The sequence below is a fragment of the Paenibacillus residui genome (assembly GCF_042677205.1).
GTDB classification, from domain to species: Bacteria; Bacillota; Bacilli; order Paenibacillales; family NBRC-103111; genus Paenibacillus_L; species Paenibacillus_L residui.
In genome coordinates this window covers 1-14,111 of record NZ_JBHTIU010000012.1, presented here as the reverse complement: position 1 = coordinate 14,111, position 14,111 = coordinate 1, and the positions used below count along the sequence as shown (strand labels likewise).

12 protein-coding genes, 1 pseudogene and 1 other annotated feature are annotated in these 14,111 nt (G+C 49.5%); of the genes and pseudogenes, 9 read left to right on the top strand and 4 right to left on the bottom strand.

Annotated features, from left to right (window positions below; genetic code table 11):
* Positions 1 to 205: 205 nt before the first annotated feature.
* Positions 206 to 1,159, top strand: a complete 954-nt coding sequence (locus tag ACFQ03_RS04090; protein WP_379286253.1) for a metallophosphoesterase family protein — start codon at positions 206 to 208, stop codon at positions 1,157 to 1,159.
* A 153-nt stretch (positions 1,160 to 1,312) separates the two neighbouring features.
* Here ACFQ03_RS04090 and ACFQ03_RS04085 read toward each other — a convergent pair whose 3' ends face one another.
* Positions 1,313 to 1,762: a carboxymuconolactone decarboxylase family protein gene (locus ACFQ03_RS04085; RefSeq protein WP_144933790.1), complete on the bottom strand. Its 450-nt coding sequence runs from the start codon at positions 1,760 to 1,762 to the stop codon at positions 1,313 to 1,315.
* Positions 1,763 to 1,924: 162 nt separating this feature from the next.
* On the opposite strand from ACFQ03_RS04085, the gene sigJ reads away from it, so the two are divergent.
* From sigJ to ACFQ03_RS04055, 6 genes are all read left to right on the top strand, one after another.
* Positions 1,925 to 2,815, top strand: a complete 891-nt coding sequence (gene sigJ, locus ACFQ03_RS04080) for an RNA polymerase sigma factor SigJ (RefSeq protein ID WP_379286251.1) — start codon at positions 1,925 to 1,927, stop codon at positions 2,813 to 2,815.
* Between the two features lie 29 nt (positions 2,816 to 2,844).
* Positions 2,845 to 3,438 (top strand): GNAT family N-acetyltransferase, encoded by a 594-nt coding sequence (locus ACFQ03_RS04075; RefSeq protein ID WP_379286448.1) that lies wholly within the window; start codon positions 2,845 to 2,847, stop codon positions 3,436 to 3,438.
* A 1,022-nt stretch (positions 3,439 to 4,460) separates the two neighbouring features.
* Positions 4,461 to 5,381, top strand: coding sequence for an aminoglycoside phosphotransferase family protein (locus ACFQ03_RS04070; RefSeq protein ID WP_379286249.1), 921 nt, complete (start codon positions 4,461 to 4,463; stop codon positions 5,379 to 5,381).
* Positions 5,382 to 5,496: 115 nt separating this feature from the next.
* Complete coding sequence (locus ACFQ03_RS04065; RefSeq protein ID WP_379286247.1) at positions 5,497 to 5,904, top strand: hypothetical protein; 408 nt, start codon at positions 5,497 to 5,499, stop codon at positions 5,902 to 5,904.
* A gap of 130 nt (positions 5,905 to 6,034) precedes the next feature.
* Positions 6,035 to 6,264, top strand: a binding site (T-box leader).
* An 85-nt stretch (positions 6,265 to 6,349) separates the two neighbouring features.
* On the top strand, positions 6,350 to 7,609 hold the full coding sequence (gene tyrS / locus ACFQ03_RS04060) for a tyrosine--tRNA ligase (RefSeq protein WP_379286245.1): 1,260 nt from the start codon (positions 6,350 to 6,352) through the stop codon (positions 7,607 to 7,609).
* Between the two features lie 406 nt (positions 7,610 to 8,015).
* The gene (locus ACFQ03_RS04055; RefSeq protein ID WP_379286243.1) at positions 8,016 to 8,678 is read left to right on the top strand and encodes a FusB/FusC family EF-G-binding protein; all 663 of its coding nucleotides are present in this window, start codon (positions 8,016 to 8,018) and stop codon (positions 8,676 to 8,678) included.
* A 5-nt stretch (positions 8,679 to 8,683) separates the two neighbouring features.
* Here the strand turns inward: ACFQ03_RS04055 and ACFQ03_RS04050 are convergent.
* From ACFQ03_RS04050 to ACFQ03_RS04040, 3 genes and pseudogenes are all read right to left on the bottom strand, one after another.
* Positions 8,684 to 8,808, bottom strand: a pseudogene (locus ACFQ03_RS04050) (formylglycine-generating enzyme family protein); the annotation flags it as partial.
* Between the two features lie 47 nt (positions 8,809 to 8,855).
* Positions 8,856 to 9,593, bottom strand: a complete 738-nt coding sequence (locus ACFQ03_RS04045; RefSeq protein ID WP_379286241.1) for a cyclase family protein — start codon at positions 9,591 to 9,593, stop codon at positions 8,856 to 8,858.
* A 281-nt stretch (positions 9,594 to 9,874) separates the two neighbouring features.
* A complete protein-coding gene (locus ACFQ03_RS04040; protein ID WP_379286239.1) occupies positions 9,875 to 10,414 on the bottom strand; it encodes a hypothetical protein in 540 nt (179 codons plus the stop codon).
* 123 nt (positions 10,415 to 10,537) lie between these two features.
* Here ACFQ03_RS04040 and ACFQ03_RS04035 point away from each other — a divergent pair, with 123 nt between their 5' ends.
* Together ACFQ03_RS04035 and ACFQ03_RS04030 are read left to right on the top strand one after the other, a co-directional pair.
* Positions 10,538 to 11,128 carry a TetR/AcrR family transcriptional regulator gene (locus tag ACFQ03_RS04035; protein ID WP_150960592.1) on the top strand — a complete coding sequence of 197 codons (591 nt, stop codon included), beginning with the start codon at positions 10,538 to 10,540 and terminating at the stop codon, positions 11,126 to 11,128.
* Positions 11,129 to 11,764: 636 nt separating this feature from the next.
* Positions 11,765 to 13,654 (top strand): endonuclease MutS2, encoded by a 1,890-nt coding sequence (locus ACFQ03_RS04030; RefSeq protein WP_379286237.1) that lies wholly within the window; start codon positions 11,765 to 11,767, stop codon positions 13,652 to 13,654.
* The last annotated feature ends 457 nt before the right edge of the window (positions 13,655 to 14,111 follow it).

The following is a 14,111-nucleotide window of genomic DNA, read 5'->3' as shown; positions in this document are numbered from 1 at the left end:
AAGGGCTCCATTTGACAGGGTGGCTGCTGCGTACGGCTAAACTTCGAAAGCGCATTCAATTAAATTGATATTGCGGTATGTTGCCCGATGAAGCAGCCGAGCGGTTATTGGCTTCAGCTATACGGCAGTCGTTAGTTTTTCAGGAATGGAAGGCAAGCAAGCTTACCGCATCCTTGCAAGATTAAGATGGGAGGAACAGATTCCTATGAAGTCTGTGTTCACTTTTCGCGAAAATAACACCTTTACGATTGCGCAGTTTACGGATGTCCATTGGAATGATTGGGGAGAGCCCGGACTGGATAGCGAACGGGAAAATACCCGCTCCCGCGAACTGATGCAGATGGTAATTCGGGAGGAGCAGCCCGATCTTGTCGTTTTTACCGGTGATGTGATTACCGCAGGAAGATGTCATGACCCTGTTAAATCGTTTCGCGCCGCCGTTTCCGTTGTCGAGGATCATCAGGTGCCATGGGCGGTAGTATTCGGCAATCATGATACGGAAGCCCAGATTACGAGACAGGAACTGATGGAGGCGGTGACGGAATACCGCTATGCGGTTGCCGAACCCGGCCCGGACGAAATCAGCGGAGTCGGAAATTATATAATACAAATACAAAATGCGGATGGGAAAACCGGAGCGGTGCTTTATTTCTTCGATTCCGGAAATATGTCCTGTATTCCGCATGTCAAAGGGTATGACTGGATTCGGCGAGACCAGGTCGCCTGGTATGAGCGCGAATCCGTCCGCTTGACGGCACAGAATGGGGGCAGCCCGCTGCCGGGACTTGCTTTTCTCCATATTCCGCTGCCTGAGTACCGCGAAGTATGGGAGCGAGAGGTGTGTTACGGGCATAAGTATGAGGAAGTATGCTGTCCGCAGGTGAACAGCGGATTATTCTCGGCCATGGTTGAAAGGGGCGACGTCATGGGAACCTTCGTCGGGCATGACCATATCAACGATTATACCGGCTGGCTTCACGGAATCAGGCTCTGTTACGGACGGGCGACCGGGTTCAATACGTACGGACGCGAAGGGTTCCCGCGCGGCGCAAGAATGATTCGCCTTCACGCCGGTGAACGACGGTTCGACACCTGGCTTCGACTGGATGACGGTTCTGTCGTGATGGAGCAGCAGGAGCACCAACCGGAGGGGAAGTAAACGTTAGAAGCTGCACGGGGCGGAAACTTCAAATTATCTACTGGGACAATAGGATAGGAACGAAAAACAGGCAGACCATCCTTCGGATAACGAGGGTAGGCCTGCCTTTGTCGTATTGCTATGATAATAACGGATCCGCTCGAAGCCGGAAAATTAGCGGACGAAACAGCCCGGCGACATTCCGGTAGCTATTCCGAGCCGGTTCCAGCCGTTGATGGTATTGATCGCCATGATCAGGTCAATATATTCCTTCTCGTCGAAATGGGCACGAACCTGATCGTACACATGGTCCGGCACTCCGGCTTCCCCAATGTTGGTAACATGCTCGGCCAGCTCCAGAGCGGCCTTTTCCTTGTCCGAATAAAGGGAGACTTCACGCCATGCGGTCAGAAGCAGGAGGCGGTCGATGCTCTCGCCATTCTTCAGCATATCTTTACCGTGCTTATCGATACAGAATGAGCAGCCGTTGATTTGCGAAACCCTCACTTTAATCAGCTCGTATAAGACCGGATCCAAGCCGCTTTTTTTGACGAAGGCTTCCAGTGCCATCATGGCCTCGTAGGCCCCAGAATTTGCTTGATAGTGATTGATTCTTAGACTCATTTCCAATTCCTCCTGATTAAATGTTTGCTTGCATTAGTTAAGACAATCAAGCCCCCCGATTTGTGACATTCAGCTTAGAGAGAAGTATAATATGTCAGAAAGAGCAGAGGCGCATCAAGTCTGGAGGGTGCCGGTTGATTAAACGGGAAGGAGATGGAGTTGTTGCTCGAAGAGTTTTACTCCGATTACAAAGGCCAACTGTTCCGGATCGCTTACCGCATGCTGGGATCGGTAGCGGATGCGGAAGATATCGTGCACGATGTATTTGTAGGTTTATCCAGGCAGGATTGGAACCAGGTGGTAAGCCCAAAATCCTATTTAGTGAAAACGACAATTAACCGCTGTCTTAATTTACTGCAGTCCGGTGCCCGCCAGAAGGAGCAGTATGTGGGCCCGTGGCTGCCGGAGCCGATCCTGGACAGCATCGATGGACAGCCGGAAGAGAAGGCGGAAAGGGACGAGCGAGTGAGATACGCGCTGCTGGTCATGCTGCAAACTTTGTCTCCGCAGGAACGGGCGCTCTTTATCCTGAAGGATATTTTGGGATATAGCTACCCGGAAATAGCTGGGATGCTGGAGCGGACCGAGAGCAACTGCCGGAAAATATTCAGCCGGGCCAAGCAGAAGATGAATCAGGCAGCACCGGAGCCGGCAGAGGGCTTGGAGGAAGAGTCAGGTGAAGTGGCGGCCTTTTTTGTCAAACAGTTCATTCATGCCGTTCAAACCGGGGACGTCCAAGGCCTCGTCAAGCATTTGCGGGAAGAAGTGACGCTCATTACGGATGGCGGCGGCAAAACAAAAGCAGCCTACAGGCCGATCTTTGGCATGGACCGCGTACTTGCTTTCCTGCGTGGCGTGAAGACCAAAGGCACCTTCGACGGGGAGATGGCAGCCGTTCATTTGAACGGGGAGGTCGGGGTGCTGTTAACCCGCCAATGGCGAGCCGTTCTGGCGATTTGTTTTCACTGGGAACCGCGCTCAAGACCAATTTTGAACATTTATATGGTCATGAACCCGGATAAACTTCGTCGTTTTCAGGAGATCAAGCACTAATGCAGAAAGTTTGGGATAGGAGGGTTTATATGGATGCGGATAAGAAGCTTAAGCGCACGGACGATGAGTTCACCATTGAATGCAGCGACATTATTTTACAAGAATATAGAGCTGAAGATTTGGATGACTTATATGCTCTGACGCAACAGCCCGAGATTACAGAGTTTTTGCCGGATTGGAACGTTCCTAAGGAGCAAAGGCTTCACTGGTTAATCCATTATGAAATGGTCGAGAATAAAAAATTCCTCCAAGCGATCACAGAAGGAGGGCATATTGATCAGCTTCGTCTTCGTCTAGGAATTATTTTGAAGGCAACCGGCGAGTTTATAGGCTGGTGCTGTACGGGGATAAAGGAGGAATTACCGCCGCCAAATAGAGAGATTGTGTTTGCCATCTCCAGAGATCATAGAAGTATGGGGTACACTACCCAGGCCGTACAGGCGACAATCAAGTATTTATTTGAGCACACGAAGGTGGAGGAATTGAACGCGGTAGCTCTGACCCATAACCTTCCCTCCAATAAAGTGATTCAAAAATGCGGGTTTGACCTTGTGAACAGGATTGAGATCGACAACGAGCCATATAATCATTACAAAATTCGCAGGAGTCAATGGATACAGTAGGCGAGTAGACTTGGATTATTCCGAACAAAGGCTTCTACAGTTTATTGAAGAATTTCGATTATATTGATGGTCAATTTTGGAACAGAGAGGAAGAAAGCTTAATGTCAGAGGTATATCTATGAACGAACATTGAACCATTGAGCTTACCAAGCAAAATAATAAACCCGGAAGAGATAATAAAGATAATTCCTATCAATCTTTGAATATATTAGAGCTTAATAATTCAACTTTCGCAGCTTAAATTCGGCAGATAAGCCTTGATTTTCGTTTTAGTAGTGAACTTTTTTGGACAACCCCGGATCGTCTACCGGATGGAGTAAAAGACAAGCAAAACTGCAGATCTTTTTTGGAAAAAACCGCGGAGTGCCCTATTCTAAAGCGATAATGCACGTCTTTTTTAGAAAAAGCCACGCAATGCCCTATTCTAAAGCGATAATGCACGTCTTTGGAGCGATTTTTGCGAAATGGCCCCATTTTGTGAAAAAGACGTGCACATTTGAGCGTCTTTCGCCTTCTTTTTGGAAAAGGGCACGATTTTAATGTATTTTTGCTCGTCTTTTCGATGTCTTCACCGACCCGGATGCGACGTTGGCTTTCCCTCAGGTCTCCGTCAGGAGCTTATTTTAAAAATATAGTGTATAGAGTATCCGGAAAGTTTGTGTGATGAGGCTGAAGGCTGCGATGATTAGAGGACAAGCTTCCAGTCCCTGGAGTTGTTGGCTATCAAGTGGAAAATGGACATGAGCATTTACTTATGACATTTGTGGAAGGTTGTTCCGCGAATCAATATGAATCGGAGGAAGGGCAAGGTTCAGCCCGAGAACCATCGAGATTGAGAAGGGATATAACCAGGAAAATGACGATTGGGACGCCAGATTATATTAATTTGAACATCAGGATGTCAATGACGGATTCATTCGGACTGCTCGAAAAAATAACGAGCTAAACATCGGCATCTCCGCTATAATACGGATAAACCATCATGATGTCGGACTTCATTCAAGAAAGTGAAAGGAGGATTCATGGACGATCAGGCTCTTTCCAGGCTAGGCCGGTACATCCCGTATTTGACGGGAGATCACAAGCTTGTCCGCATTCATAAAGGCTATTCGAATGACGAGAAATACCGTGTCTCACATCCGGATGGTAGGCGGTATCTTTTGCGAATGTTTGATTTGAAGCACTGGAACTCCAAAAAAAGCGAGTTCAATGTCCTGCAAAAAATGGAGAAATACAACGTAAAATGCTCGAGACCGGTTGATTTCGGAGCCGTGGAGCCGTTGGATAAAGGATACATGCTCCTATCCTATATTGAAGGTGAAGATGCCGAGGAGCATATCGGCGCTTTATCCGAACAAGCCCAGTATGCCATTGGGAAGGAGGCGGGGGAAGAGCTGCTCAGGATGCATCAATATACCGCTTCTGCTGAAGTCCCTGGATGGTTCGAACGCAAATATAAGAAGCACAGACAGTACATAGAGCAGTATCAAGCTTGCGGTTATAAGCTGAGGGAGGCTCCCCGGATCGGGTCTTTTATCGATGACTATATTCATCTGATGAAGCAGCGTCCCAACTTATTTCAGCATGATGACTTTCATGTCGGGAACTTGATCATTAAGGATGAGAAGTTGGCGGGGATTATTGATTTTAACCGCTATGACTGGGGCGACCCGATCCATGAATTTTTGAAAACGGGATTATTCAGCAGCGAAGTGAGTGTTCCTTTTGCGATCGGTCAAATCGTAGGGTATCACAAGGGGAGCCATCCGGATGAGCTTTTCTGGAAGTTATATTCCTTGTATCTGGCGATGAGTATTTTTTCATCCATCGTATGGATTCTGCGGGTGAAGCCGGAGGAACTGGATCAGATGTTGGAAAAGCTCCATAGAGTGATAGAAGATCACCATGGTTTTGAAGAAGTCAAGCCCGGATGGTATGCTTAGAGCAGCCTTCGTCCATAACGCAGGCAAGCTGAATCTATGGCACATGCGGAGACCTTGATTAGCCAAGGAAACAGAAGCTTAGCTTGGAAAATATATAAGTATAGGGGGAGAAGGGATGAGAAAATGGTTTGTTTTGTTCACGGTTTTGGCCATCCTTCTGGTCGGGTGCAGCAGCCGTCCGCCAATGCCAAGCCTAACCGCCGATAATATCAAAATTCCGGTCGTTCTGGGCACGTACTCCTGGAAAAATGTCGTTGCAGATGCGCCTGGACCGGATTATTTGGTCAAAGACACGGAGCCGGTCGCCGTTTCACCGGGTACAGAAGTCACCATTAAATTTTCGGGCAAGCCGGACCGCATGATCCTGTCCAGATGGGAAGGGCAGGAAAGCAGAGAAGAGGTTGAACTTGAGTCTAACAAATTTACTCTTCCGGAGGAAAAAGGGGAGTATATCTACTCCATTCGTGCCGAGTGGGGGAAGAATAAAAGCGGATTATATGCATTTATAGTTAAGGTAGAGTAGACTTAAGCTTCATCGTTGATCGGCTGCCTTGTATTCGGAATAGGACGCTTTATAGAATAATCATATAAATAAGCTCCATCCGGTTGACATGGATAAATTATTTCACTATACTGTTCTGTAATCTTATATGTGATATACGTTGAAAGAGCCCAGTAGTCGCTTAATCCCTGTTCCAGAAAGTCGGGGGTGATGGAACCCGATACACATTAAGCCGGCGAATTACACTCTGGAGTATCTCGGGTAATGCCGAGCGGAAGCGGCGAACGATATTTCGCCGAGAGCGGCACGAATGGAGCGCGCAAGCGCCGGCTCCCATTGGTGCAATCTGGGTGGTAACGCGGTTATACAATCGTCCCTATGTCTACAATAGACAAGGGGCGTTTTTTTATTTTCAACGTAAAATCATCTTGCTATGGCAGATATTAATTGAAGGAGTGGCAAGGCAATGAATATTATTGACGAACTCGAGTGGCGCGACGCCATCAATCAGCAGACCGACGCCGAAGGGCTTCGCGAATTGACTAATGAGAAATCCATTTCATTATACTGTGGTGTGGACCCGACCGGCGACAGCATGCATATCGGCCACTTGATTCCATTCATGGTACTGAAACGCTTTCAGCTTGCCGGCCATCGTCCGGTCATTCTGATCGGCGGCGCAACGGGGACGATCGGCGATCCGAGCGGCCGCCAAACGGAGCGCTCTCTGCAAACGCTGGAACAAGTCCAGGCCAATGTCGAGGCGCTGACGGCCCAGTTGAAAAAGCTGTTTATCACCGAAGGAGACAACCAAATTCGCCTGGTCAACAACTACGACTGGACGCACAAAATCAATATTATCGAATTTCTGCGCGATTACGGTAAAAACTTCAGCATCAACTCGATGCTTGCCAAAGATGTTGTGGCCAGCCGGCTGGAAAGCGGAATTTCGTTTACCGAATTCTCCTACCAGATTCTGCAGTCGATTGACTACCTGCATCTGTATGAGAATGAAGACGTACAGCTGCAAATCGGAGGCTCCGATCAATGGGGCAACATTACAAGCGGTCTGGATCTAATTCGTAAGAAGAAAGGACCTGAGGCCAAAGCATTCGGTCTGACCATTCCGCTAATGCTGAAGGCTGACGGCACGAAATTCGGCAAGACGGCGGGAGGGGCGATCTGGTTAGATCCCAACAAAACGACTCCTTACGAGTTCTACCAGTTCTGGGCCAATACCGATGACCGCGATGTCGTGAAATACTTGAAGTACTTCACTTTCCTGTCCAAGGAGCAGATTGACGAGCTGGAGGAGAAGGTACGGACCGAGCCGCATAAGCGCGAAGCGCAAAAAACACTCGCCGAAGAAATGACAAGGTTTGTCCATGGCGAGGAGCTGCTGGAGCAGGCGAAGCGGATCACAGCCGCTTTGTTCAGCGGGGATATTAAATCGTTGACCGCGGACGAGATCGAGCAGGGCTTCAAGGAAATGCCGACGTACGAAGCCACACGGGATTCCAAAAATATCGTTGAATGGCTGGTCGAGCTAGGCATTGAGCCGTCCAAGCGGCAGGCCCGCGAGGACATTACGAAGGGCGCAATCTCGATCAACGGCGAGCGCATCAACGATCTGGAACTGGTCGTGACTGCCGATCAAGCGATCGGCGGACGCTTCATCATTATCCGCAAGGGCAAGAAAAACTACAGCCTGGTCAGATTGTCTTAGACGTAAAGAATGATAAGAAGCTGCCCTTTGGTATAGCAGAGGCGCAGCTTCTTGTTTTGTTTAAGCAAGGTAAGATGACTCCGTCCTGAACAGCTTTTAACTTAAATTCGGCCTTAGTAAAATGTTATAAACTTGCGGTGTTTCAACCCGTATATACTCTTTATAATTGTTTTTGGGATTGATGCGGGGGCAGAAGTATGTATATACTGATTGATGACTGGGGGTGTTAAGGATGGCAATTTCAATTGCCGGAAGAAGAAGCTGCTCATGCAAAGCCTGGCATTAGGGCGATACTTTGCATGGGCGGACAGTTATTAGAGCATGTCGCCCGAGAGAGCTTATATCGTTTCTAATAATGGGCTTTGCACCTTGTTTTCGCTTTTATAAAAAATAAGGGGCTGAGAGCATGAACCAACCATTCATTAGAAACCATCAATATAACTTAATCAAAAAGCAGACAGGCCTGCTTAAGAATGCCTGCAGCAACGTTTCCGACCCGAAAGTGGTGGAATCGGTCAGATACAGCGCTCAATCGAAAATGATCGAAGCGTTCCCGGATGCCACAGAGCTTCAACAACAATTGCTGGAGAAGATTGCAACGCTTCATACGGCCGAACAATTCCAGCACTATCTGGAGTCGTTGGAGCCTTATTTGGCGGAGTTTCCGCAAATCACGGGAAAGCAGCTTAACAAGCTGTTCCCTAAAATCAAAAAAATGAAGCAGCCTGATTTGACCGCTCTCGATTACCGCCATCTCACTTATCTGGGCTGGGTAGATATAGCGACAAATAAATTGTTTCTTGTCTATCCTCTGAACGGGAAATTCGTCGGCATCGAGGGTAGATTTACTCCGACGAACAAGGGCGTGTGCTTTTTGTGCAATCGCCACGAAGACGTTGCTTTATTCTCTGCGATTACGAAACACAGACCGGCCAAAGCTTCACCTGACTACTACAAGGCTATCGGGAACTATGTATGCGTGGACAGCGAAGTTTGCAATAAGAATATTACCGATGTCACCGCACTGGAAAAGTTCGTTCGAGAAGTGACGGGATACGAGGAAATATAATAAAACTATAGAGACCTGGCAAGACGAAAGCCAGGGTCATCTATTCGAAACGCAGGGTGACTGCGGCGGCGCCAGGTCGCCCCGCAGCCTCCGGTTTCTTCACCCAGCTGCCGCCGCAGACCACGTCATAAAATCATGGTTTGTAGATGACTCTCTCTGTCAGCTAAAGCTCAAAACTCAGGGCAAAATGGCGAATGACCGGACCGGGAAGCCGGAAGCTTTCTCCGGTTTGGGGACAAGATTGAAAATGACGGCGCCGGTTGCCGGAACCTTGTCCAGATTCGTTAATAGCTCTACTTGATAAGTGTCCTGCTCCAGCACATAGTATTCGCTTATAAGCGACCCGTTTCTCCGATAATCGAGACTGGAATCCGTATCGAACGTTTCGTGACCGATCGCCTTAATTTTTCTCTCCTCGAACAAAACCTTCAGCGCCTCCAGAGACCAGCCGGGCACGTGGCTATGGCCATCGTCATCCTTGTTGTTGAAGGCTTCCACATCCGGCCAGCGCTTGCTCCAGTCCGTACGCAGCGCGACGAACGTACCGGGTTCGATATGGCCGTGTTCCTCTTCGAAGCGCAGCAGATCTTCAACGCTTAAGGCGTAATCGTTATTCTCCGCCGCTTCTTTAGACTTATCGATGACCACAAGCGGCAGCACCAATTCCTTCAAATCCAGTTCGTCCAAATATCTCGTATTCCGAACGAAATGAATAGGAGCATCCAGATGCGTTCCATATTGTCCGACAAATTTAAAGCTTTGGGCCAGGAAACCGTCGTCATGGGTAAACATGGCTGAAAATTCGGCGGCGGGAAAGGCGGAAAAATGCGGGGATTCCGGACCAAACGTGTGCGTCAGGTCCACCCATTCTTTTTCCTTCAGCAAGGCAAGGGCTTTGATCAATTCATTCGCCATCGGATCACCTCATCATATTTTCTACAGCTTGCTTAAGCAAAAAATAAAGCCTCATTCCAGAAACAGAAGAGGCTGCGGCAACAGGATGATTCTTCTTATCTTCAAGCTCTACGCTTCCGGAATTAGCACCCTTCACCGGATGACTGGTGCAGAGGCTTCCAAGGGCCAGCCACCCACTTCTTTCGGATAAGAAAATCGGTTATTGACTTCTACTTTAAATGCTTAAATAGCCGAGTGTCAAGGCAGTAAGACAGAGTCCTCTGCAAAAAAAGCGGGGTTTGTTACCCGTTGGCTTTCCTCGGCCAGACAAAATTGGAAATGGTTATGAGCAAATCAATTCCGAGCGCCAATGTCCATACTTTTAATATTTTAGACAGGGCTTCCGTCCGGTCGGGATCGTCAATGAAGTAAATGAGGGCGGCAAGGCATCCGGCGCCGATCAGATAAGCCAGCACGTGTTTCAACCAGCTTTTGAAATAATTGATCGCATACTCCATTCCGTACAGCTTGACCGGTTTGGGGCCTTGCTTGGCGACGTAATAGCGAAACCGTTCGTCTGCCCATTGGATCATGCTTTTGCCGAAGGCAATCGATACCCCTATATAGACGGCGGCAATTGCGTGTGCGGTAGTGGCGGTTGCTCCACGGTACAAATCGACGCCGGTCGTAATTAATAAAATCAAGTCCACAACCGGGGTCAATGCAAGCAGGAACACTCCCAGCTTCTGTTGTTTCAAGACGTATCTAGCAAATAATCCTAAAATAATGACGACCCAGAATGCAATTTCACAGGCTACAATCATCCAGGCTACTAAATTCATGCGAACGCTCCTTCTTCATCGGTGTATTCCTTGTTAACAAGAAACATTATAACAGGAGGCTTTAAATAATACAATTGTATTAAATAAATTGTGTAAAACTTTAGGGTCCGGTATAATAAAAGCATGCCAAAACTAGTGGATCATGAAGAAAGAAGAAATCATATCGCGGAAGCAACCTGGCGGGTCATCTTAAATCAGGGGATGAAGGGGGCGACGGTAAGAAATATTGCCAGAGAAGCGGGTTTATCCTTGGGCGCGCTGCGCCATTATTTCTCAACCCAGGATGAGCTGCTCGTCTTTGCAATGAAACTCGTCAAGGATCGGGCGACGGAGCGCATTCAACAAATCGCTATGTCCGACCTGCCTCCGAAAGACAAGATTTTGAACATTATGCTGGAGCTTGTGCCCTTGGATGAGAATAAGATGGCGGAAATGGAGGTATGGTTTGCGTTCACCTTCTATACAAGGCACAAGAACGATGTGCTTGATGCACAGCATGATGGAATTTATGCCGGAATGAAGAAGCTGATCGATTACATGGACCACCATCACATGCTGCGGAACAACCTGGACAAAGAAATCGAAACGGAAAAGCTGTACGCCCTGATCGATGGGATAGCCATCCATGCCTTGTTGGAGCCGCATCGGGTGAATAAAGAGCGGATCAAGGCCGTTCTGTCCCAGCATCTCGACTCCATTTGCGCTGAAGGCTGAATATCGGCAGTTGGCCGAGTACCGCAGGCCGGAGCTGATTCCGAAGGAAGACTTGACGAAATCGAAAGATTAACGTATGATTTACGTAAATTCAATGTGTAAGGGGAAATTTTGATGTCGGTGATCGTTCTTAACTCGTAATTGGATAAATTCAGTCATGATGAACAGAGTCGTTTTGCTTGCTGACTGCTATTTCAGCAGGTTTCTTTCGTGATGCTCATCGTGCTGATCTCTTGAGTTAAGAACATGACAATTTCCGCCTGCAGACGGCATAAAATTGCGTGCTCTTCGAGCACGCTTTTTTTATTCGGCCAACGATGCATGTTTGGGCACAGCCAGGGTCGGGGACATTCGTCCGAGACACAGATCCCGGAAGGTGCCGGACTTGATCCGCATCGTATTTGCCGTACCGCTATGACAGGGATGGGGAGCGTATGCTCTTACCCATCCCTGTTTTTTTGCAAATATATGGAAGTATAAGTTGGTTTCACCGTATACCTGTTCTTGTATTTCATCGGTAAACGCGCCTGTCCAAAGGACGGTGGCAGCCGTTTATCCTTGGTATAGCAGTGGTTTTCACCGTTGAATGCATTCTGCCGACTTAGGCTTATTACTATTATTGGAGGATATGAACCAATGAACGAAATGAATTTGAAGCGACTGGAATATGACAAAATTAAAAATCAACTGATCACTTTCACCATCTCATCTGGAGGCAGAAGCCTGGCCGAGCAGCATCAGCCAAGCCCGGACGAGGCCGTCGTCAGAGAATGGCTGGAGGAGACATCGGAGGCGGCCGCCCTGCTTGCAGCGGGCTCGAGCGTTCCTTTGTCGGCGATGGAAGGGATCGAACCGTTCCTGGCTGCGCTGGGCAGAGGAAGAATCTACAATGAGAAGGAACTCGGCCAATTGAATGGCTGGTTAAGCACGGTAGGACAGATGAAACGTTATATGGACGCTAAGCGGCAGATTGCCCCGACCATCAGCCGCTACTGCGATTCGTTGCATGAATGCCCGGCGCTCCGCGAGCATCTGGAACGCTGTATCCGCAATGGTGCTCTGACCGATCAGGCCAGCGCGGCCCTGGCCGATGCCAGACGTCACATTGTGCTGTTGGAGTCCAAGATCGAGCGCAAGGTGAGCCAGACATTGGGCAAATACAAACATGCGTTGCAGGAGCACCTGGTCAGCCAACGTCACGGGCACTATGTGCTTCCGGTAAGGCGGGATTTCCGCAAGCAGGTGCCGGGTACGGTATGGGATGAATCGGCGAGCGGACAGACCTTGTTTATTGAGCCTGCCGATGTAGCCGAGCTGCATACCGAATGGCAGATGTGGAAAGCGGAGGAGGAGCGCGAGCGGATGATGGTGCTTTCCGAGCTGTCGGAAATGGTGGAAAGCCAAGGCAGCAAGCTGAAAGCGAATTTGGAGGTCATGGCCTCCCTAGACTTCATATTCGCACGTGCCAAGCTGTCCCGCACCTGGGACGGCATCCGCGTTCGGCTATCCGCTCATCCGGTCATCAAGCTTGTCGATGCGAAGCATCCGCTGCTCGGCAAGGAATGCAAGCCGTTGAACGTATCGATCGGACGGCAGTGGAGGCAGCTCATCATCACTGGGCCGAATTCAGGAGGGAAGACGGTCACGCTGAAAACGATCGGCCTGCTGACGCTTATGGTGCAATCTGGCCTGCTGATCCCCGCCGGGGAAGGAACGGTCTTCGGGATATTCGAGCATGTGATGGCCGATGTCGGTGACGGACAGAGCATAGAGCACTCGCTCAGCACCTTCTCCGCTCATATGGCCAACCTCAAGGAGATGCTGGAGGTGGCAGGAGGCCGCTCGCTGCTGCTGCTGGATGAGTTGGCGGCCGGGACCGATCCCGGTGAAGGCATCGCGTTATCGATCGCGCTGCTGGAAGAATTTCTGCGGCGCGGTTCTCTCGTAGCGGCGACGACCCACTTCAACGAGATCAAACGCTTTGCCGCACAAACTCCGGGATGCACGAATGCGCGCATGGTATTCGATCCGGAGACGCTGCGCTCCTTGTATCGTCTGGAAATCGGCGAGGCCGGCGACAGCTTCGCCTTCGCGATCGCCCGCCGCTTCGGGCTGCCGGAGCATGTGGTCGTCAGGGCGGAGGAACGCGCGGCTGCAGGCCGTGCAGACGGGAGCGGCGAGAGGCCGGAAGCGGGCAGCGTAGTGGAATTCATTCCGCTGCCGGATGACGATGAAGAGGAGATTTCGAGGGGGAGTATGGACGCTTCACAAGGCGAAGAATTGTCCCAACAAGCTGCCGGGACGGGAAGCCTTCGTCAGGAGCCTGGAGCCGATCGGCAGCAGCCGGCGGCGAACCGTCCGCTGCAAGTGGGGGACAGCATATGGATTCTGCCGCTGAAGTGTACCGGAACGATACAGCAGTTGATCGATGCCAAGGAGGAGGCAGTGGTTCAGGTGATGGGCAAAAAGCTGACCATCAGCCATCGGTTCTTGTCGCTGGATCTCCCCGTGGAGGAGTCGCATTAAGACTTGAAGGCAGGAAGGCCCCGAGTACTTGCCAAAGCTGCCGCTGCCGTGTCCATCGCTCTGTCAAGGTGATACAGCAAGCGGTCATGGACTCAGACATAAGGTCACTCCGTTTTGCGTCAGTTCCGGGGCATATTGAAAGCTGAAGACTGAACGCATACAAACAATAACAACCACGTCAAATTGGACGTGGTTGTTTGCGTCCGTGCGAAGGCGGCGATAGATATGGTTGCAGAACAGGTTGCCGGGCGATTGGGGAGAAAAAGCAGTGGGGGTGGGTGATTTAACTGTATTGTATGTAGGTAAATTCAAGCGAATAGTAGAAAATGAATTAACTACCTTGAAAATTCGTCTATTTTACCGTCTGCAGGCATCGTTGCAAGCGGAGGAATCGGCTAGGCCCCCTAATTCCGGAGTCCGCACCATAAAAAAATAACCATGTATACAATTCCTCTCT